Source organism: Jiulongibacter sediminis, from assembly GCF_001306455.1.
Taxonomy (GTDB): Bacteria; Bacteroidota; Bacteroidia; order Cytophagales; family Spirosomataceae; genus Jiulongibacter; species Jiulongibacter sediminis.
The window spans coordinates 336,137-356,879 of the sequence record NZ_LGTQ01000005.1 but is presented as its reverse complement, the minus strand read 5'-3'; the positions used below and the strand labels follow the sequence as shown (position 1 = coordinate 356,879).

Genomic DNA, 20,743 nt, shown 5'->3' with positions numbered 1-20,743 from the left:
TAACTTTCTTTGCAAATATAGCTCATAAAGTTAGGCTAATACTTTTGATTTAAGAGAACATGGCCCTCATTACAATCATCACTATCACTTATAACGCTGAAAAAGTACTTGAAAGAACCCTTCAAAGTATAGCGAAACAGGAATGTAAGAATTTTGAATATCTCCTGATAGATGGCCAATCAAAAGATGGAACACTTCAGCTTGCAAATAAATACCGAGGCCTGATCACTTCCATAGTTTCCGAAAAAGATAATGGCATTTATGACGCGATGAATAAAGGCCTGGCTATGGCCAAAGGCGAATTTGTCTGGTTCATGAATGCCGGAGATGAAATAGCAGATGAAAGTACAATGTGTAAGATCATTGCAAATATTCATTCCGATTGCGACCTCATTTATGGGGATGCCTGGTTTGTAAATGAGTCGGGAGAAATCAGAGGAAAAAGATCTGATCTGACCCCACATAAACTAAAGGCAAATATGACTTGGAAAGACCTGAAATACGGAATGCTCGTTTGCCATCAAAGCCTGATTGTCAGAAGATCAATTGCACCAGCGTATATTGAAAACAACTTAAGTGCTGATATTGACTGGGAAATTAAAAGTTTTAAAAAGGCTAAAAAAGCAGTCTTCCTGAATTACCCAATTGCTAAATACCTCGAAGGAGGAATCTCAAATCAAAACTTGACAAAATCGCTTATTGACCGATACAATGTATTAAAAAACCATTTTGGATTTTTTCCAAACATCTATAATCATCTGGTTGTCCTTTTTCGTGGAATTTTCAAAATAGCACAAAACAGAGGTAAGTACTGGTAGAAAGACTACCCTTTTATCAAGTCCTTTTTTTCAAGCTTTTTTTCGCTGGTGAAACCTTCGCCATATTTTACACCGATTTTGTGACCCATTTCCCGGGATCTGGCTTCCACGAATTGAAGAAAGTCAGGCGAGGCGATATAACTTTCTGGTTCTGAACTATTTGGATCATAGAACTGACTACTAAAAGCTCGGATAGAAGCATCTTTAATATCCCAAAAATCCGAAACATCAACCACGAAATCAGGCTCAATATATCTGTCCTGTATATAATGATACACCTGATCGGGACGCCAGGCTTCCTGCTCTTCCCCTTTGTCGTCAATTGTTTTCACCATTCTCAGACCACTGTAGAAGCAGGCATCAGTGGCTAAAGATGACGCTCTGCCATGATCAGGGTGGCGATCTTCCAAGGCGTTAGCAAGAACAATATCCGGCTTGTATTTTCTAATGATTTTGATCAGCTCCATCTGGTGTTCTTCATCATTTTTGAAGAAACCATCTCTGAACCTCAGGTTTTCTCTAACCGCGAGGCCAAGAATTTTAGCCGATTCAGCAGCCTCCTGATCCCTTATTTCAGCTGAGCCTCTGGTTCCCAACTCTCCACGGGTAAAGTCTACAATTCCAACTTTGTAACCCATTTCCACGTGCTTAGCAATTGTACCGCTACAGCCGAGCTCCGCGTCGTCAGGATGCACAGCAATGACCAGAATATCTAATTTCAATGCCATCTTACTTGATTCGCAGTCGAGTGCCTACGTATAGTTTTTTATATGAACTGATTTTATTCAGGTTGCAGATTTCAGAAACCGTAGTCCCGTATGATCGGGCAATTTTGGTAAGATTATCGCCGGGTCTAACTCTATACCAAACTTTTTGAACAACTTCCTCCGGAATTTCCTCTTCAAAGTCGTCTTCAAACTCCTCCCCTTCCACTATATCCTGCTCAGGCTGGATATTGATAGACGCATCCACATCCTCAACGGCAACCCTCGGCGATTTACCTCTCAGATAATCATACATTTTAGAAGTCATTAAAAACTCCTGCATGCGAATTTGGGTAGAGTCTCTTGTAAACTTGAAGATATTCTCTGCATCAAAAGAATTACCCTCATAACGGGTTTCAAAATGAAGGTGAGATCCATAACTCCTTCCGGTATTTCCTCCAAGGCCTATTTCGTCTCCTGCATTTACACGCGTATTTTCAGGAAAGTGCAATTTTGACAAGTGACCGTAAACGGTTTCCAAGCCATTATAATGTCTTATAACAATACAGCGTCCAAAACCCGATTTGGTGCCGGAAATCCTAATTATTCCATCAAAAGCAGCATAAACCGGATCACCAGTTTCAAGATCAATATCTGTTCCTTTATGCCATCTTCTCCAACGGAATCCAAAATGAGACGTTACAGGGCAAGCGTCAAGAGGTGGTGCCCAGTAGCGACCTTTAGTAATATCATAAAGTTTCAGAGGAATAACATCGTTGAAAGTTCTGGGATTAATACCGTAGGGATTAACATAATGATTATCCCAAACAGAGAAATAACTGGCAATTTTTACCATTTCATCAGAACCGGGGAACCGAGCTTCTTCCTCGATTTCAACAATCATCAACTCCCCTTCGTCAATAGAACTGGTATCTTCATGAATATTCTCATTCAGGCTCCTTAAAGGCTCTATTTGAATCTCAGAGTCAGAAAACTTCTCCGTACCGGGAGCATTTGAAGGAATACTCGACTTTACCGTTTTTACTTCAAATGAGTTTTGAAACCGTAATTTTGGCTCTTCCTCAAATTGAAAATCAACCTCATTTTGAAAGGTATCAGCTTCCTGTTTTTCATCTGATGGAGATGATTCCTGCTTTTTCTGAAAAATTTTGGGAGCACGAATAATACTACCTCTCTCACGCTGAGCCATAACAAGCTGAGAGCCCAAAACAAAAATCAGTAAAGCAAGAATCTTTTTCATATCTCAATTATTCGTGTGCTGCCAGATAACGTTCAGCATCTAAGGCGGCCATACAACCGGTACCGGCTGCAGTAACGGCCTGACGATAAACTTTATCCATGGCGTCTCCGCTGGCAAAAACACCTTCTATATTCGTTTTTGAAGTTCCTTTTTCAACTTCAAGATATCCCGTTTCATCCATATCCAGGAAACCTTTGAAAATATCGGTATTGGGTTTGTGACCGATGGCAACAAAGAAGCCGGTTGCAGTGATCACAGATTCCTCCTTGGTCTGATTGTTTACCACTTTCACGCCGGTAACACCTTCATCTCCAAGTACTTCAACAGTCTCAGTATTGAATAAAATTTCAATATTTTCTGTCTTTCTAACTCGGCTCTCCATAATGGTAGAAGCTCTGAAGTGATCTTTGCGAACCAGCATAGTCACTTTATTACAAAGCTTTGAAAGGTAGTGAGCTTCTTCACAAGCGGTATCTCCTGCACCTACTACGACCACATCCTGCCCACGATAAAAGAACCCATCACACACAGCACAGGCTGACACGCCAAGTCCGTTTAAGCGTTGTTCAGATTCTATATTTAACCATTTGGCTGAAGCACCGGTAGCAATTATAACGGCCTTCGCTGTTATCTCGTGATTCTCGTCAACAATTACTTTGTGAGCTAAAGGAATGGAAAAGTCAACAGAGGTGGCCATTCCGTAACGGTTATCAAGCCCAAAACGCTCAGCCTGAGCTCTTAACTCTTCCATCATGGCTGGCCCTTGAATGCCTTCGGGGTAACCGGGGAAGTTTTCTACGTCATTAGTGATTGTTAGCTGGCCGCCTGGCTGGCTGCCCTGGTACATTACTGGTTTCAGGCCTGCTCTTCCTGCGTAAATAGCTGCTGTGTAGCCTGCAGGGCCTGAGCCGAGGATTAAGACCTCTACGGATTCGGTTGTCATTTATTAAAATTTTCTTCTTTAAACGCCTTGAAAGGCGGCAAAGTTCGCCAAATAATACAGCAATACCAAGGCCTCAAAAGTACCTGTTATCACAAAGAAACACGAGGATATGGCTTTAATAAATGTTAATTAGTAAAACCTTAATTCTATTCTTCTGTTTAGCTGTCGATTCTCGTCTGAGTTATTGGGCACTATTGGTTTAGTCTCTCCAAAACCTTTGGCCTCCAGATTCTTTTCATTCAGTCCTTCTTTAACCAAATAATCCACGACAGATTGTGCTCTTTTTTGAGACAACTCTTGATTGGAGTCGGGTGAGCCAATATCATCCGTATGGCCTGAAATTTCAACCTTCAAAGTTGGGTTTCTCCAAATCAATTCAGCGAGTTTACTGAGTTCAACCTGAGACTCTGATTTTAACTCCCAGCTGGCTTCATCAAAATATATATTGTTAAGAATCTCAGTTCTCTCTTTCTCTATCTTCTCGAGGGAAACATCCAGAATTTTGTTTTTCTTAGCAGAAGCCTTGTCAAGACTAAAAGACATACTTTTGAAAAAGTACTCTGGTTCTTCCACATAGAGAGCATAACTGCCAGATTGAGGCAAAACAGCCAAATAATCACCCTTTACATCGGCCCTGAAAGAAGATAAAGTTTCTCTGGTTTTGAGATCAACTAATTTGATATCCGCTTCAAGCGGCTGACCTGAAGCTAAATCAGTCACTTTACCTTTCAAATAGAAAGTAGGGCTAAACTTTTCGGTTAGCTCATCCGGCATTTTAAATTCATACAAGTCGATAGCTTCCCCGGATTCTTTTGAGTAATAAGCCGTTTTGCCATCAGCTGAGATAACCAGCGAAAATTGATCTTGTTCATCATTGACAGGGTATCCAAGGTTAAAAGGCTCCGTGAAGTTCCCTGACTCCTTATTGGTAAGGAATATATCATATCCACCTAAACCTGTATGACCATTACTGGCAAAGAAGATCGTAGTTGCGTTTGCATGCAAAAACGGAGAAACCTCGTCACGAATTGTATTAACTACCTTCCCAAGGTTCACGGCTTTAGACCAACTGTTCATATCATCTAAAGTTGATACATAAAGATCTTTCCCTCCCAAACCACCGAAACGGTTTGAAGAAAAAACCAAAACAGTCCCATCAGGTGAGAGGGCCGGTTGAGAATCCCATTCAGGTGAGTTGACATTTGGGCCAAGGTTTTCAGGAACCGACCAACCTTTTTCAGTAAACTTCGAGATATAAAGATCGCAACGACCAAAACCTTCTCTGCCCTCACAACTGGTAAATACCATGGTTTTACCATCGGCCGAAATTGAGCAGGTTCCCTCATTATAATCAGTATTGATAACTTTAGAGATGCTCTCAGGCTCGGTCCATTGATTATTCACCTTTTTTGAAATGTAAATATTCTCGTCACCATTTTGAGGCCTTGCCGTAAAGTAGATCATTTCGCCATCCGCAGTAAAGACCGGAAAGTATTGCATAGCTTTGAAATTAAGCACATCAGCCATTTTTTTAGGCTTTATCACCAGAGGATTTTCAAGTGCCTCCAGGGCAAACTCACTGGCAGCCATGTCTCGCTTCAACTGTGCATATGCCCTACTCCCCTCTTTGGTATTTTTCAGAGCCTTTTGGAAGTAGGCCATTGCTTTTTCATGGTTTTGCTCTTTCTGATATTGGGATGCCAAAAAGGTATAAGCTCTTACATATGAATTTGAGCCACCATCAAGTTCAACCACTTTTTCGAAGTTTTGGCGGGCACCACCGACATCACGCTGAGCATAAGAAATTTGCCCTAGAAGATAATAGGCCAGCGTATATTCAGCATCTCGTTCAATAGCTTTCTGAAGAAAAACCTTTGCCCCTGCAAGGTCTCTTTGTTTAAAGGACTCTTCAGCTTTTTTGTAAAAACTGACCGCTTTCCTGTCTTGAGCATATAAGGCCGAGATGTTCAAAACAATAGCAAAAACCGAAAATAAGAGTTTGTTTTTTAGTGGCATCCGTAAAGAAGGGTGTTGAAAATCAGCTTTGCCTTCAGGTAACCTAAGGCATATTTCAAATCAAATAAAAAACGCTTGATAAATGTTTTTATTTTTGTGTTACAATTACCGTACCCGAGTAAGATGCAGTATTACCTCTATTTTAAGGCACTTCACATTGTAGGATTTGTTTCGTGGTTTGCAGGCCTTTTCTATATCGTAAGAATCTTCGTTTATCATGCTGAAGCCGATGAAAAACCTGAGAACATCAGAGAAGAATGGAAAAGCCAATTTAACCTGATGGCACAGCGGGTTTATAAAATAATTATGAATCCGGCCATGATGATCACCTGGACTTTTGGCTTATTGATGCTAGGTTTTAATCATGGAATTTTACAACAGAACTGGATCAAAGTTAAACTGGTACTGCTGGTTCTGCTTACCGTTTATCATGTGTATTGTAAAACAATTATCAAAAAGCAGGAAAAAGGAGAAAAAACATACAACTCTTTTCAATTCAGACTTTTAAATGAACTTCCGACCTTATTTTTGATATCTATCGTACTTCTGGCAGTTTTGAAAGATGTCTTAAACTTTGTCTACCTTTTCTTTGGGATTATTGCCTTTGGAGCCCTACTCTATTTCATCGCCAAAGCGTATAAAAAGTCCAGAGAGCAATAAATAATTTTCAAATATTATTGAAAATATAATATTTTAGATAAATGACTAATATACAAGAAGCCACTTCTGAAAACGAACTCTCAAACGACATGCTAAAAGCTTTATGGCAGGTCAAAAAAGGGAATTGGGACAGGGCTCATGAAATTGCACAGTCTAATGAAGGTCAATTTGACTATGATCGCATACACGCTTACTTACATAGAGTGGAGGGTGATCTTTTCAATGCGAAATGGTGGTACAGGCAGCTCGGATTAGCATTTCCGTCAATTACATTAGATGAAGAGTGGGAGTTATTAGCAGATCAATACAGTTAATATTCTGCGAAAAGGCGTATCGTATAATCAAGCAATTCTGGACCCGCCGAATCACCATGCCCGGGAATAACTTTCTGCATTTTCGGATAGTGTTTTTTTACCTTCCTTACTGAAGAAGACCATGTTGATGTATTCGCATCTTCTAAATTCCCCTTACCTGCTCCATCACTTTTGATCAGACAACCACCAAAAAGAATCATATCAGGCTCATAATAGGCAACTATATTGTCACTGGTGTGGCCCTCTCCGGGATAAAACAAAGACAAACCTTTTAGTTTGAGCTTAGCTATATCGCGGTTAAAAGTATTCTTTGGCAGCTCCAGCTGTTTCTTCTCTGCCAATTTCTTTGTACGCTCATGAGCTATGGACTCAATTTCTTTGGCATGGCAGAGAGCAAGACCAGCAAGACAGTCGGCATGAAAATGTGTAGGAATAATAGCAGCAACCTTCAAACCCTTTTCATCCATTAAATATTTCAACAGTTCTCCTGTGGCTTCTTTTGTTGCCGGCGTATCAAAAATATAGGCCTTCTTCCCTTTTATTATGACCATTCCATTACAACCAACATTACCAAAATCATTGGTTTGAAGGTAGGAAAGATGAACGTAAGAATTATCACCTATTTGGTTTAGAGAAACCATTTCTCCTTTGAAAGCATATTGTGCAGGAGCCACTGCAGCCATCAAAATAAAGGCCAAAACAGCCGCTAGTTTTTTCAAAAGAAGGATAATTAAACGTTGAAATACTTTTTTGGAACGTAGAGCATACCAAAGCACTCGCCATGCTCTTTGCCTAAATGTTTGTGATGCACTTTGTGGGCTTTTCTTAAGCCAACCAAGTATGGATTTTTGATTTTATCAAACCACTTAAAGCGTTGGTGTATTAAAACGTCATGAATCAGAAAATAAGCCATCCCGTAAAACATAATTCCAAGACCTATGAATAACTTATAGTTTAAGACAGGTTCAACACCAAAGTACATCAGTAGCATACTCGGAACCGCAAAAATCAAAAAGAAGGCATCATTTTTCTCAAAAACACCTTGGTATTTGGGTTGATGATGGTCTTCATGCAGATACCATAGAAAACCATGCATTACAAATTTATGAGTACACCACGTAACGGCTTCCATCACTAAAAATGTGAGAACTGTAATACCGATATAGGTTAAAACTGTCATTCTTTCAATTAGTTTTTAATCTTTGACAAAATACGTGTTTGATAGCTTTGAGGCAATGAAGATGACCCAATTTCTTTTTTCAATAAAGCGTAATGGTTCCGGTAGGCATCTTTGTAATCAAAAAAAGAGGTAACATTGAGTTGAACCATAATCTGTAAATATCTGGCCTCTAAATCAACTGGATTTTCTCTTATATAATTCTCCAACATTTCCTTACCCCGCCTAAAATACTGAAACTGTTTATTGGGTCAATTAGTATATTCCACTTTTCGCAATATTGCCACGGCCAAGTAAGCTTCTGAAGACTTATATGAAGATTTTTCACACAAGGAAAGTTAACTATCTTCTCTTCCGTGGTCAGATAGTCATCTTTGTCTCTAATTTCAGCCATAGCCGAACAGTCATAAAAGGCAAGGCAGAAAGTTTAGAATCAAACATTAAATCAAGTTAAGCTTGTACCGGGCGATAGCCTTGAACATAATATATAACTTGATGGGATCTGAGATTCTTGTACGTTGAGTCATGATTCTGGTACAATCAAGCCTTTTCAACTTTCTAAGCAAACCCTGATAATAACGATAGGCAAGATAAACTCCTAAACGACTTTCAAGAGGCAATTTCACAACCCCTTTATAAGCTTCTGCAAAATCAGCTTCAATATCTGCGATGATCTCCTGTTTTGTGATATCATTCAAGTCTCTTCCAGTAAGATTCGGAAAATAGGAACGTCCCAGACCTTCAAGATCAGCGTTAAGATCCCGCAAGAAATTTACTTTTTGAAAAGCAGAACCCAAATGTTTTGCGAAGCCTTTTAATTCTTCAAAACGCTGATTATCGTTATTCACAAAAACCCTTAGACACATCAACCCTACCACATCAGCTGAGCCATAGATATAATCTTTATACGCCTCTTCTGAGGTATAATCATCAACAGAAAGGTCATAACGCATACTACGCATGAAATCCTCTACATATTCATAAAGCTCATAATTATGAACCACTTCCTGAAAGGAGTTCAGTATGGGATTCAAACTGATTTTTCGGTCTATCGCCTTTTGGTATTCTTCCTCGAATTCGTCAAGCAGCTTCTCCTGATCATAATCATGAAAGGTGTCAACAATTTCATCAGCATATCTTACAAAACCATAAATGGCATAAATAGCTGGCCTTATAGACCTCCCGAATAACTTAATGCCCAGAGAAAATGAAGTGCTGTAGGTGTTAGTAATCAACTTACTGCAGTCGTAACTCGAAGAATCAAATAACTTTTTCATAAATGGTATTTTAAGATTAGGTCACTAACTATCTTTCCTGAAATCAAAGAAGGGGGTACACCGGGTCCAGGAACAGTAAGCTGTCCTGTAAAGTACATATTTTTTAGCTTTTTACTTTTTAGTCTGGGTCTCAAAATATGCGTTTGCAATAATGTGTTTGCCAGACCGTAGGCATTTCCTCCGTATGAGTTGTATTCTGATTTGAAATCATTAATACAGAATGATTCCTTAAATAAGACGTGATCAGCCACTTTCTGATCTGTCAACCGCTCAATACGATCAAGAATGAGATCAAAGTATTTCTCTCTGATTTCTGGTGTATCTTCTATATCGGTTGCTAAGGGAATAAGAAAAATGCCAGCCTCCTGTCCTTCAGGAGCAGCATCGGCATCTGTCATGCTTGGGAAACTCGCATAGAAAAGAGGCTCATCAGGCCAACTTTTTGAGTCATAAATACATTCGGCATGTTTTTCAAAATCGGTGTCAAAAAATAGAGTATGATGCGTTAGATTTTGAAGTTTTTTATCAAAACCCACATAAAAAAGTAAAGCGGATGGTGCAAAGGTCTTTTTGGACCAATAATTCTGGCTGTATTGACGAAAAACTTCCGGCAATAATTGTTCAGTGTGATGATAATCAGCTCCACTTAGTAGAATATCACATTCAAAAGTGCCATTCGATGTCTTTACACTAACGACTTCATTTTGGCTGATATCAAAAGCTTTTACCTCACAACCTGTTTCTATTTTTACTCCAAGGTCTTTGGCCAGTTTGGTCATTCCCTCTACCACTTTGTACATACCACCTCTTGGGTGCCAGGTTCCCAGCTTAAGATCTGCATAGTTCATGAAGTTGTAGAAGGAAGGAGTGGTTGATGGTTTAGCCCCGAGAAATAAAACAGGAAATTCCAAGATTTGCTTAAGCTCAGGATGGTCAATGTAATTACCAACGTCTTTTTTTATTGTCTTTATAAATGAACCAAGCTTAAGAGCGGTTTTGGGAGTAACGATCTCCATCAAGCTTTCACCTGGTTGATATACGAGGTCTTTAATTGCTATGTTGTAGTTGTCTTCGGCAACATTCATGAACTTTTGAAGCTTTGGGCCGCTGCCTTTTTGTACCTCTTCAAAAGTTTGAAGCGTCTTCTCAAAATCTGCTGATACAGGGATACTGTACTTTTCACCAAAATAGATCTGATACCCCGGATCCAGCTGAATTAGTTCGTAATAATCGGAAACGGTTTTACCGAAGTCATTGAAAAATTTTTCAAAAACATCCGGCATCCAATAGAAAGTAGGACCAATGTCAAAAGTGAAGCCATCTTTTTTTAGTTGTCGGGCCCTTCCACCTACCTCTTTATTTTTCTCAACAACCGTAACCTCAAAGCCATATTTGGCCAGATACGAAGCTGCAGCTAACGAAGAAAAACCTGCACCTACTATGACTACTTTTTTTGACATAATGCTGATTTACGTTGGACAGTCAAATCTGGATTATTCTTTTTGTCTAACTTTTAACATGTTAAAGTTAGACAATATTTTAATAATACATGTATTTACATCTTTTATTTTAAATTCAATCAGTAAGAATTGTGAAGTAATAAACAGAAAATATCTGGAAATAGGAGTATCGGTCAAAAAGGAGAGGCTACAAAAAGTAAAACCCCGGAAATCACCGGGGCATACATCATCATAACAGTTTAAGGAAATCTAATTTTATTCTTACCAAATATTCTTTCTAAGCTAATTGGGGTTCAAAAGCATCTGCAACTGCACCATGAACAATTTCCCCGTTCACGACATTCAGACCTTTACTTAAACCCACGTTTTCTCTGCATGCTGTCTCCCAGCCTTTATTCGCCAATTGAATTACATATGGAAGAGTAGCATTTGTCAAGGCAATTGTTGAGGTGTATGGCACTGCTCCGGGCATGTTAGCAACACAGTAATGCACAATATCATCAATTATAAAAGTCGGCTCTTCATGAGTCGTTGGTCTACAGGTTTCTATACAACCTCCCTGATCAACTGCCACGTCAACCAGAACCGTTCCTGGCTTCATGCTTTTCAGCATTTCTTTTCGAATAAGACGCGGAGCTTTAGCTCCGGGAATGAGAACAGCACCTATAACTAGATCCGCACTCTGAATAGATTGAGCAATGTTATGCTCACTAGACATCATTGTCGTAACATTAGCCGGCATGATATCAGCCAAATAACGAAGACGCTGCAAATCAATGTCCATGATAGTCACATCCGCACCCAAACCAGCAGCCATTTTAGCGGCCTGAGTACCCACGATGCCACCGCCTAAAATCAAAACCTTACCTCTGGGAGTACCAGGAACACCACCAAGCAAAACACCCTTTCCTTTCAGTGGTTTTTCAAGGTATTTGGCTCCTTGTTGAACAGCCATTCGTCCGGCCACTTCAGACATGGGTATTAATAGAGGAAGAGAACCATCACTGGCTTCAACAGTCTCATACGCTATGCACACGGCACCACTCTTCACCATTGCCTCGGTGAGAGCTTGAGAACTGGCAAAATGAAAGTAAGTAAAAACGAGCTGATTTTTTCGAACGAGATTGTATTCCAATTCAATAGGCTCCTTGACCTTTAAGATCATTTCTGCCCTATCATAAACCTCCTGAATTGAATTACCAAGAGAAGCTCCAACAGAAAGATATTCTGAATCTTCGAAACCGCTTCCAGAGCCTGCACCTTTTTGGATAAGTACCTGGTGACCATTTTTAACAAGCTCGGCAACTCCGGCAGGAGTAAGAGCCACACGATTCTCGCTATTCTTTATTTCTGCCGGAACGCCTATGAGCATTGTCTTTACTTCAGGTGAAGTATATTGTATTGATGAAGTGTAACTGTGTGGCAAAGATAGAATTAAAAGAAATATTTTACTTACCAAGCCATTAATTCAGATTAATATTATTTTTGACCAACCATTAAAAGAATAAAATTCTATTTTGAGAACCTGAAGGGTAAACAAAAAGAGTATTCTCCTCCAAATAATATTTCAAACTATGGATCAAACGGACAGAAAAATTCTATCTCTACTCCAAAAGAATGCACAATACACCTATAAAGAAATCGCAGACAAAATAAACCTGACGCAGACTCCCGTTTTTGACAGAATAAAACGATTGGAAAAAGAAGGGGTTATTGAGAAGTATGTCACTATTCTGAACAAAGAAAAAGTGGGCAACTCACTAACTGTTTTTAATCAGGTTACCCTTACCAAACAAACTGTCGAAGTTTCCAAAGGTTTTGATGATGCAGTCAAAAAATTACCTGAAGTCGTGGAGTGCAGTTTCGTTTCAGGAGGGTTCGACTATTTGCTTAAGATTATCGTCCCCGATATGGAAACCTATCACAAGTTTCACCAGCTGAAGCTCTCCGTAATACCGGGGGTATCATTAATTAACAGCTATTTTGTAATGTCTGAAGTTAAAAGTACAACGGAGATTCCTATTTGAGCACTTTCTCCCCTGCTTCTACTGCTACAGTCAAAGTATTTTCCTGTGGTGGAACCGGACAAACGAAAGCCTCATTATAGGCACAATAAAAGTTATGGGCTTTATTAAAATCAATGAAGAGTTTATTTGTATTTGTTCGCTCTATGTTAATATAACGTCCCCCACCGTAGGTTCCCTTGTCATTAGTAGGATCCCTAAAAGGCAGTAGCAGAGTCTCTCCTTCATCATAGACAGTAACCTTTTGTTGCTCTCCATTCAGCTCAAAAGTAGCAGTACCGACCATATCAAGCTGCTCCTGAGAACCGTCAGTCATAAAAATCGTAAACCCCTTGCTTCCAATCACCTCTTCAAAATCAGCTGTTACATTGTAATCTTCATTGATTGGGTAATAATTGAAATCCGTAAAACCATCAATCCCGGCAATAGGAGATTCTTCCATGGAGAGCATAGTCTCTAGATAACCCTCCCGATCTTCCTGCATAATCTGCTCATAACTTTTCTGATTTTGAGTCAATGAATACACCGCAGCCACGAGAAAGACCAGGGCTACCCCCCACTTCACAAATTTATTTTTGAGCATACTTTCTAAACTTTTGGACAAAAATAAACATTATACCCTTTTAATTTGCGGCACACCAAAAAACGAAATCCAATGTTTACCGGGATTATAGAAAACATGGCCATTCTGAAGGACAAAAAGGCCAATGGCACCAATGTTAGTTTCACTTTTGAATCTACTATAGCAAATGAGCTCAAAGTAGATCAAAGTGTAGCCCATAATGGTGTTTGCCTTACCGTAGAATCGGTTGAAGGAAATTCTTATCAGGTGACCGCGATTGATGAAACCCTTAAAAGAACAAACCTCGGGCATCTTAACATTGGTGACAAAATAAACCTGGAAAGATGCATGAAGGCTGACGGTCGCTTTGACGGCCATATCGTTCAGGGTCATGTAGATCAAACAGGGATTCTAAAAAGTATTAAAAATGAGGGCGGCTCCTTTATTCTTTACTTTGAATATGACAACTCAACCGGTCATGTAACAGTAGAAAAAGGCTCAATTTGTGTTAATGGAATCAGTCTTACCGTTGTTGACTCCAATGATAATGGCTTCTCAGTAGCAATCATTCCTTACACCTGGGAAAACACTAACCTTGGATTATTAAAAGAAGGGGATTCTGTTAATCTGGAGTTTGATATACTGGGCAAATACATGCAAAAAATTCTGAGAGTAAAGCACTAAGATTTCCCTTTTAGAAGTTAACCTTTGCAGAATGCTTTGAAAAGCTATTAATTTGCTCAGAACCCAAAGATTTATGCCTAAACTAAGCACAAATTCAAAAACAGACCTCCTTACCCATATCGGAATTATTCTGGCCACGGCCTTAGTTCTGTTTTTTGCATTCTTCTTCATTTACTTACCATGGACAACCAACCATGGAGAATCAGTTCAAGTACCCGATTTGAAAGGACTTACCCTTGATGAAGTTGAATCTGTTCTGGATGACAATGATCTTAAATATGAAGTCAGCGATTCTACTTTTGTAATTGGCCAAAAGCCCCTGACAGTATTTTCTCATTACCCAAAACCGGAATCTCCTGTAAAAAAAGGACGGAAAATCTTTTTAACCATTATTACTGATCAGGTTCCAAAAGTAAGCATACCGAATGTAGTAGGCAGATCAGTCAACTCCGCCGCCAATTTACTCTCAAGTGTTGGTCTTCAGGTGGGTCAGACCGAGTTTATCCCGGCTATCGAGAAAAATACAGTTTTACGTTTAAAGTATGATGGTGCAGAGGTAAGCACGGGCAAGAGTGTCCCTAAAGGTTCTAAAATCACATTAGTGGCTGGCGATGGTTTTGGAAATACTACCGTGGCTGTACCTGACTTGACAGGTATGTCATATGATGAAGCTGACATTTTAGTAGCTGGCTCATCACTAAATATTGGAAATATCCTTTATGATAATGCCTCCGATCAACCACAAGGAACGGTGGTGAGACAAAGACCGGCGGCGGGCACTAACCTTCGAATAGGTGATGAAGTAAACATATGGTTATCAGGAAGTAATTAATAATAAAGATTTATGGAGAATAAAGATATAACAGCAGGAGAATTGAAAGATCTGCTTGACAGCGGAGCAGAGATTAACTTTATCGATGTCAGAAACCAGGACGAATACGATGAAGATAACCTTGGAGCCAAACTAATTCCATTAGGGGAGTTTGTAGAGAGAGTTGATGAGCTTGACGGCCTTCAGGATGAAGACATTTATATTCATTGCCGAAGCGGAGCTCGTAGCGGCCGGGCAAAAGATTATTTGGAAAGCCAGGGCTTTAATAAGGTTCATAATGTACTGGGAGGAATTATGGCGTTCCGAGCTCTTGACTAAAAAATCTTTATGAAATTCAAAGGCCTTTTCTAAGCATCGAAAAGGCTTTTTTATTTTCGCTCCTTAGAGTCAATTACAATGGTAACTGGCCCATCGTTGATCAAAGAGACTTTCATATCTGCTCCAAACTCACCGGTGGCTATTGGTTTGCCAATCAAACCACTGAGTTCTTCAATCATTTTTACGTATAACGGAATCGCAATTTCCGGCCTGGCTGCATCAATAAAAGACGGTCTGTTTCCTTTTTTTGTTGAAGCGTGAAGTGTGAATTGACTTATCAAAAGAATGTTACCGTCAACTTGATTAATATCAAGATTCATTTTCCCTTCAGAGTCTGAAAACAAACGCATTCCGGATATCTTTCTGGCAAGCCATTGAATATCTTCCTCGTCGTCTTCATGACCAATTCCGAGTAAAATCATGAAACCTAAATCAATTTCTCCAATTACACTGTTGTCAACTTTAACTGAAGCTTCTTTTACCCTTTGAATTACAGCAATCATAATAACCAGTTTGCAATTAAAAAGTAGGTTCCAATTCCCACCAAATCATTCGCAGTGGTAATGAAAGGGCCGGAAGCAACTGCCGGGTTAATTCCAAATTTATCTAATAAAAGCGGGGTAATTGTTCCCATAAAAGATGCCAGAAAAACAACCGAAAGAAGAGCGAGACAAACCACCCAAAAAAGTTGCGAATCTCCGGTTAGAAAAACATAGCCACCCGCTAACATACCTATAACCAGCCCGTTAACCAGTGCCACCTTAGCAATTTTCATCAACCTTTCCCCCAATCCAATGGCCAAGGCTGTTCGCTCAGCCAGACTTTGCACAATTAAAGAAGACGTCTGAATCCCAACATTACCGCCGGTAGAACCCATAATAGGAATAAACATGGCTAAGGCGGTCACCCGGGCTAATTGCCCCTCAAAACCTTTGATAACCGTAGCTGCCAGTAAACTACCAATTACCCCAACAACCAGCCAAGGCAACCGTGATTTTGCAAGCATCCAAACCGAATCATCTTCTTCTGCCTCACCGGTAATACCAGTAATCGCCTGAAAATCCTCTTCAGCACGATCAGTAATAAAATCAACAACGTCATCGATAGTAATTCGCCCCAGCAATCGCCCTGTGGTATTGACCACCGGAACGGCTTCAAGGTCATATCGCTGCATCACTTCTGCCACTTCTTCACCAGGTAATGTTGTCTCGACATAGACAATATCCTCCTGAACGACATTCTCTATTTTCGTATTTTTACGAGCCAGCACGATTTCTTTAAGAGCAACAATCCCTTTCAGCTTGTTATCCTTGTCTACCACATAAACCGCAAAAACTTTATCGACAGTTTCGGCCTGGTCTCTGATCTGCTCCACGCACTCGCTAACGGTCTGATCTTCATAGACTTTCACAAGTTCTTTTTGCATCAATCCACCAGCAACGTCTTCGGGATAGTGAAGTAGGTCAAGTATAAAACGAGCATGCTCGCGGTCTTCGAGAATAGCAATTACTCGTTCTCTGATTTCTATGGGTTGCTCATTCAGCAAATCCACGGCATCATCAGAGTCAAAAAGATTTACATATTTGGCAATTTCCTCAACATCAAACTGCTCTTTGATAAATCTCTTTCTATCATCAGAGTCTATACTAGATAGTACGTCAGCTCCTTTTTCTGTATCGAGGAATTGAAAAATATAATGAGCCTGAGGACCATCAAGTTCATATAGGATAGTAGCGATATCAGCCGGGTAAAGATTGACAATTTCATCAATGATTTTTTCCCGGTTTTGCTGGTCTATTGCTTCGATTATTTCATCCAGAAATTCTTTGGTAAGTTCAAAATTTGCCATAGCCAGTTTTTAAAGAATTTTTGCAAAGGTAATAAAAGGCTTTTGCCCTCATCATGAGCCAGACCGCTATTTTTCAAAAGAAAAGGGGTTTAGAGCCGAAACCCTAAACCCCATATTCGGTTATAGTTTGTTAAAAGAAGTCTATTGCGATTTTAGAAATGGAAGATCATGGCAGCACCAGCAGTCGTTTGGCTGTTAGTACCAGCACCATCTCCGTCAACTAACCAAGAACTGTTGTCACTTGGAGAGTAGCTATCCATACGAATTTCAGGCTTAAGCATTAGATGATCTGTGATGTTGATGTTGGCCGTCAGAGTCAAAGAAGTTACTGCAGCTCCAGCTCCATCACCATTGATAAGATAGATACCACCTTCAGAGTTATCAAAACGCTCAGCACGAAGACCAAGACCAAACTTGTCTGTGAAATCGCTGTTTAAGTAAAGAGCAGCACCCCACCAAGTCAAAGGATCAGCACTTCCGGCTTTTGCAGCACCGTAAGGAACAGCATTCAAACCTACAAGGAACTTGTCAGTCACCTGATAAGAAGTTGTAATATCAAACCAAGTATAAGTGAAAGGATCATCCTTAGTTCCTTCGTTAGTACCGAAGTAGTTTAGGTAAAGATCCCAGCCATCAGTTGGTGCCAGGTAAACCTGAGCCATAACACCTTTAGCAGCGTTATTGTCATCTTTGCTATCCAAACCGTTGTTTATTCCAACCATGAAAGCGAAACCATCAGAAGGAGCAACATCCAATTTAATTCCAGTATGGTAGAAAGGTCCATTACCGAATAGATTGGACAATGAATAGTTATAGTTCACTGGAGCATCTATAACTTCATAACCTACGTTTGTACCAAACTGACCAGCCGTTAATGAAACTTTATCAGTCATCGCCCAGCTTGCAAAAGCCTGCTTGATTGCAAGTGCAGTACCGGTTCCTCCAAGAGGACCAGAAACGTTACCGTAGTTCCCAAGGTCAGCATGGTTACCAAATACAAGGTCAATAACACCAGTCACCGGACCAGCTTCGTAAGTTGCCATCATTTGAGCCAAACCAACCTGGAATGAGTTTGCGTTGTGATCAAAAATTCTCTCGAAACCAGAAGCACCAAGGTTTGCACCTTGCCCTGACACACCATTAAAATTGGCAAAATAATAAGTATCAACATAGCCCGACAAAGTTAGAGGACTGTCAGAATCCTGAGCGGTAGCAGAAAAGGCAGCCATGATAGATAGTACGGCTAAATAAATCTTTTTCATTATTTTCTTTGGTTTAATTTACAGTTTTGTTTTGCACTCGATCCTGTGCAAATATTCGCCTTAAATACATATCAACCAAATTATATATTTTTATTTATCATTTTTGACGCATTTTCTTTTATTGATAAAAACTAATATAAGAATAGTGCAATTATTATTTATGCAGTATTTTATCCTTTATTTTTTATAATATTCAAAATTATATTTCTCAATGAAAATCATAGTCTGTAATCGACTTTTTGCGGTTTTATCATACTCCTTACAGCTGACCAAAAACAAAAAAAGGCGAGCCTATGGCTCGCCTTTTAATTAAAAGTTTTTTTAGTTATTTCGTACTGAAATCACCATATGCAGTCATGCCGTGCTCATGAAGATCAAGACCCTCAATTTCCTCTTCCTTAGACACTCTCAAACCTAAAGTAGCTTTCAAAGCGTAAAGAATAACGAAAGCAGTCACCAGACAGAACACAGCATATGCCGCCACCCCGATTAGCTGAGAAATGAACTGATCCATACCAGCCAGAGCTCCAAAAATACCCACGGCTAATGTACCCCAGATACCACAGATAAGGTGTACTGCGATAGCACCAACAGGATCATCAAGCTTCAATTTGTCAACGAATCCAACTGCCAATACTACTAATACACCAGCAATTACACCTATAATGATAGCGTCCATTGGCGACATTTGGTCAGCACCCGCGGTGATACCTACAAGACCTGCAAGAATACCGTTCAGGAACATAGTAAGGTCATACTTCTTGTAAAGAATCAGATCAAACACAAATGCACCAACACCACCTGCAGCAGCGGCAAGACAAGTTGTCACCAAAGTAAGTGACGTCAACTCAGGATCAGCAGAAAGAACTGAACCACCGTTAAATCCAAACCAGCCCAACCAAAGAATCAAAACACCGGCAGCGGCGAATGGCAAGCTATGTCCCGGAATTGGCTTAACAGATCCGTCTGTTCCATATTTACCGATTCTTGGCCCAAGTAGAGCAACGGCAACAACTGCAGCCCAACCACCTACGGAGTGAACGAGAGTAGAACCTGCGAAATCGTAGAATGGAGTCTCCATCATATCAAGGAAACCACCACCCCATTTCCATGAACCGGCGATTGGGTAAACGATACCTACATAAAGTATCGTGAAAATCATAAAGCTGCTAAGCTTAACACGCTCAGCTACCGCTCCCGATACAATAGTGGCAGCTGTAGCAGCGAACATTCCCTGGAAAAGGAAATCTGTCCACCATGTATAACCACCGTCAGCATAATCAGGTGTCATACCATTTTCAGGAGCAGCGATACCCCATCCGGCAAAACCAAAGAATCCTGAAGAACCCTCTTCGAAGCCAGGGTACATCATATTGAAACCACAAAGTGCATAAAGCAAAAGGCCAATAGTGATGATAAATACGTTTTTGAAAAGAATGTTTACAGTGTTTTTAGAACGGGTTAACCCGATCTCGAGGAAAGAAAAGCCAAGGTGCATAAAAAACACCAGACCCGTACAGATCATCATCCATACATTATTGGCGGTAAAGAGTCCGTTATCCATAACAATTAATTGGTTTAGTTTTAATACTTTTTTAGATACACTTCCTTAAAAAGACGAATAGAATCCGGGCCGGAGATCTTGTTTGGGATCAAGTACAAAGATTAATTGTCTGACCACCGACCATTCATCTGATTCACGATGCAAGTATATGGCAATAAAATATACAGACAAAATTTTCTTCTATTTTTTTTGACTTTACACAAATATTATTTTTATTAAATATAATTGCATTATTCTAAGTTTATCACGACAAAATACTCAAACAAAGCCCACAATGAGCACTTATTGATAATATATCAAGATTTATTTCCGCCTTATATTGATAACACACAATTTAATTTTGAATATTTTCCAGAAATATTTAATCGAAAAATATCACCAAAACCGTAGATAATTCCGAACCAAGGCCAAATTTTATTCTGAAGTCTATTCACAAAAAAAGCCGGGTCAATTGACCCGGCTTCAATTCCGTTGCTTTGATGTACTTGATTAGTTGATCGCAGGAGAGCCTTTTTCACTCGTACGAATCCTGTACGTCTCATTGATATCAGAAACGAAGATTTTTCCATCACCTACATTACCTGTGTAAGCAGCTTTTAAAATAGCTTCAATGGTTCTTTCTTCAAACTCGTCAGAGACTACAATAGAAACACATCTTCTCTGGATATCAGTAGTACTATAGCTGATAGTCCTGTAAACATGTCCTTCCTTTTCGTTGCCAACACCCGTTACATCCCAGTAGCTAAAGAAATTTACCTCAACGGCATGAAGTGCATCACGAACTTCAGAGAATTTTGATTTCCGAATAATGGCTTCAATTTTTTTCATGTTTCCTTCTTTTAATTTTGATAGAATTTTATTTTGCGTTTAAATCTAAAGAAAAAATTTTCGAATGTTCAAAATTACGATTTGCCAATTTTATTTCGATGCAGTTTTGAATTAAATAGTACAACTTTGACTCCTCAAAATACAATAGAACTCATTTATGTCAAAGAAGCATTATTTGTCAAAACGTACA

The 20,743-nt window shown here is 39.6% G+C and carries 22 protein-coding genes; 7 read left to right on the top strand and 15 right to left on the bottom strand.

Annotation, left to right across the window (positions count from 1 at the left end):
• The first annotated feature begins 59 nt into the window (after window positions 1–59).
• Window positions 60–818: a glycosyltransferase family 2 protein gene (locus AFM12_RS01560; protein ID WP_055143509.1), complete on the top strand. Its 759-nt coding sequence runs from the start codon at window positions 60–62 to the stop codon at window positions 816–818.
• 5 nt (window positions 819–823) lie between these two features.
• Here the strand turns inward: AFM12_RS01560 and bshB1 are convergent, their stop codons facing one another.
• The 4 genes from bshB1 to AFM12_RS01540 all read right to left on the bottom strand — a co-directional run bounded on the left by bshB1 (window position 824) and on the right by AFM12_RS01540 (window position 5,742).
• Window positions 824–1,540, bottom strand: coding sequence for a bacillithiol biosynthesis deacetylase BshB1 (gene bshB1 / locus AFM12_RS01555; protein WP_055145038.1), 717 nt, complete (start codon window positions 1,538–1,540; stop codon window positions 824–826).
• Window positions 1,541–1,547: 7 nt separating this feature from the next.
• Window positions 1,548–2,783, bottom strand: a complete 1,236-nt coding sequence (locus AFM12_RS01550; RefSeq protein WP_055143507.1) for a M23 family metallopeptidase — start codon at window positions 2,781–2,783, stop codon at window positions 1,548–1,550.
• Window positions 2,784–2,790: 7 nt separating this feature from the next.
• Window positions 2,791–3,726, bottom strand: coding sequence for a thioredoxin-disulfide reductase (gene trxB, locus AFM12_RS01545; RefSeq protein WP_055143505.1), 936 nt, complete (start codon window positions 3,724–3,726; stop codon window positions 2,791–2,793).
• A 129-nt stretch (window positions 3,727–3,855) separates the two neighbouring features.
• On the bottom strand, window positions 3,856–5,742 hold the full coding sequence (locus AFM12_RS01540) for an OmpA family protein (protein WP_055143503.1): 1,887 nt from the start codon (window positions 5,740–5,742) through the stop codon (window positions 3,856–3,858).
• 123 nt (window positions 5,743–5,865) lie between these two features.
• On the opposite strand from AFM12_RS01540, the gene hemJ reads away from it, so the two are divergent.
• Window positions 5,866–6,402 (top strand): protoporphyrinogen oxidase HemJ, encoded by a 537-nt coding sequence (gene hemJ / locus AFM12_RS01535; RefSeq protein ID WP_055143501.1) that lies wholly within the window; start codon window positions 5,866–5,868, stop codon window positions 6,400–6,402.
• A gap of 41 nt (window positions 6,403–6,443) precedes the next feature.
• Window positions 6,444–6,716: a hypothetical protein gene (locus AFM12_RS01530; RefSeq protein WP_055143499.1), complete on the top strand. Its 273-nt coding sequence runs from the start codon at window positions 6,444–6,446 to the stop codon at window positions 6,714–6,716.
• Here the strand turns inward: AFM12_RS01530 and bla are convergent.
• The 5 genes from bla to ald form a co-directional block, all read right to left on the bottom strand.
• Entirely contained in the window at window positions 6,713–7,435 is a 723-nt protein-coding gene (bla, locus tag AFM12_RS01525; RefSeq protein WP_055143497.1) for a subclass B1 metallo-beta-lactamase, read from the bottom strand. The genes AFM12_RS01530 and bla overlap by 4 nt on opposite strands.
• A gap of 11 nt (window positions 7,436–7,446) precedes the next feature.
• Window positions 7,447–7,896, bottom strand: a complete 450-nt coding sequence (locus AFM12_RS01520) for a sterol desaturase family protein (RefSeq protein WP_055143495.1) — start codon at window positions 7,894–7,896, stop codon at window positions 7,447–7,449.
• A 437-nt stretch (window positions 7,897–8,333) separates the two neighbouring features.
• Complete coding sequence (locus AFM12_RS01505) at window positions 8,334–9,170, bottom strand: phytoene/squalene synthase family protein (RefSeq protein ID WP_055143491.1); 837 nt, start codon at window positions 9,168–9,170, stop codon at window positions 8,334–8,336.
• Window positions 9,167–10,630, bottom strand: a complete 1,464-nt coding sequence (gene crtID / locus AFM12_RS01500; RefSeq protein ID WP_055143489.1) for a bifunctional phytoene desaturase/3,4-desaturase — start codon at window positions 10,628–10,630, stop codon at window positions 9,167–9,169. The genes AFM12_RS01505 and crtID overlap by 4 nt, the downstream gene beginning before the upstream one ends.
• Before the next feature lie 277 nt (window positions 10,631–10,907).
• A complete protein-coding gene (gene ald / locus AFM12_RS01495; RefSeq protein ID WP_055143487.1) occupies window positions 10,908–12,002 on the bottom strand; it encodes an alanine dehydrogenase in 1,095 nt (364 codons plus the stop codon).
• 202 nt (window positions 12,003–12,204) lie between these two features.
• Here ald and AFM12_RS01490 point away from each other — a divergent pair, with 202 nt between their 5' ends.
• Window positions 12,205–12,657, top strand: a complete 453-nt coding sequence (locus AFM12_RS01490) for an Lrp/AsnC family transcriptional regulator (RefSeq protein WP_055143485.1) — start codon at window positions 12,205–12,207, stop codon at window positions 12,655–12,657.
• Here the strand turns inward: AFM12_RS01490 and AFM12_RS01485 are convergent.
• On the bottom strand, window positions 12,650–13,237 hold the full coding sequence (locus AFM12_RS01485; RefSeq protein WP_055143480.1) for a DUF1684 domain-containing protein: 588 nt from the start codon (window positions 13,235–13,237) through the stop codon (window positions 12,650–12,652). The genes AFM12_RS01490 and AFM12_RS01485 overlap by 8 nt on opposite strands.
• Before the next feature lie 72 nt (window positions 13,238–13,309).
• Here AFM12_RS01485 and AFM12_RS01480 point away from each other — a divergent pair, with 72 nt between their 5' ends.
• The 3 genes from AFM12_RS01480 to AFM12_RS01470 all read left to right on the top strand — a co-directional run bounded on the left by AFM12_RS01480 (window position 13,310) and on the right by AFM12_RS01470 (window position 15,050).
• A complete protein-coding gene (locus AFM12_RS01480) occupies window positions 13,310–13,900 on the top strand; it encodes a riboflavin synthase (RefSeq protein ID WP_055143476.1) in 591 nt (196 codons plus the stop codon).
• Between the two features lie 73 nt (window positions 13,901–13,973).
• The gene (locus tag AFM12_RS01475; protein WP_055143473.1) at window positions 13,974–14,732 is read left to right on the top strand and encodes a PASTA domain-containing protein; all 759 of its coding nucleotides are present in this window, start codon (window positions 13,974–13,976) and stop codon (window positions 14,730–14,732) included.
• Window positions 14,733–14,744: 12 nt separating this feature from the next.
• Window positions 14,745–15,050 (top strand): rhodanese-like domain-containing protein, encoded by a 306-nt coding sequence (locus AFM12_RS01470; RefSeq protein WP_055143471.1) that lies wholly within the window; start codon window positions 14,745–14,747, stop codon window positions 15,048–15,050.
• A gap of 50 nt (window positions 15,051–15,100) precedes the next feature.
• On the opposite strand, the gene dtd is transcribed toward AFM12_RS01470, so the two are convergent.
• The 5 genes from dtd to AFM12_RS01445 all read right to left on the bottom strand — a co-directional run bounded on the left by dtd (window position 15,101) and on the right by AFM12_RS01445 (window position 20,553).
• Window positions 15,101–15,553, bottom strand: coding sequence for a D-aminoacyl-tRNA deacylase (gene dtd, locus AFM12_RS01465; RefSeq protein WP_055143469.1), 453 nt, complete (start codon window positions 15,551–15,553; stop codon window positions 15,101–15,103).
• The gene (mgtE, locus tag AFM12_RS01460) at window positions 15,550–16,899 is read right to left on the bottom strand and encodes a magnesium transporter (protein WP_055143467.1); all 1,350 of its coding nucleotides are present in this window, start codon (window positions 16,897–16,899) and stop codon (window positions 15,550–15,552) included. Before mgtE ends, dtd begins: the two co-directional genes overlap by 4 nt.
• A 152-nt stretch (window positions 16,900–17,051) precedes the next feature.
• A complete protein-coding gene (locus tag AFM12_RS01455) occupies window positions 17,052–18,161 on the bottom strand; it encodes a porin (RefSeq protein WP_055143465.1) in 1,110 nt (369 codons plus the stop codon).
• A gap of 325 nt (window positions 18,162–18,486) precedes the next feature.
• Window positions 18,487–19,725: an ammonium transporter gene (locus tag AFM12_RS01450; protein WP_055143463.1), complete on the bottom strand. Its 1,239-nt coding sequence runs from the start codon at window positions 19,723–19,725 to the stop codon at window positions 18,487–18,489.
• Window positions 19,726–20,214: 489 nt separating this feature from the next.
• Entirely contained in the window at window positions 20,215–20,553 is a 339-nt protein-coding gene (locus AFM12_RS01445; RefSeq protein ID WP_055143461.1) for a P-II family nitrogen regulator, read from the bottom strand.
• Between the last annotated feature and the right edge of the window lie 190 nt (window positions 20,554–20,743).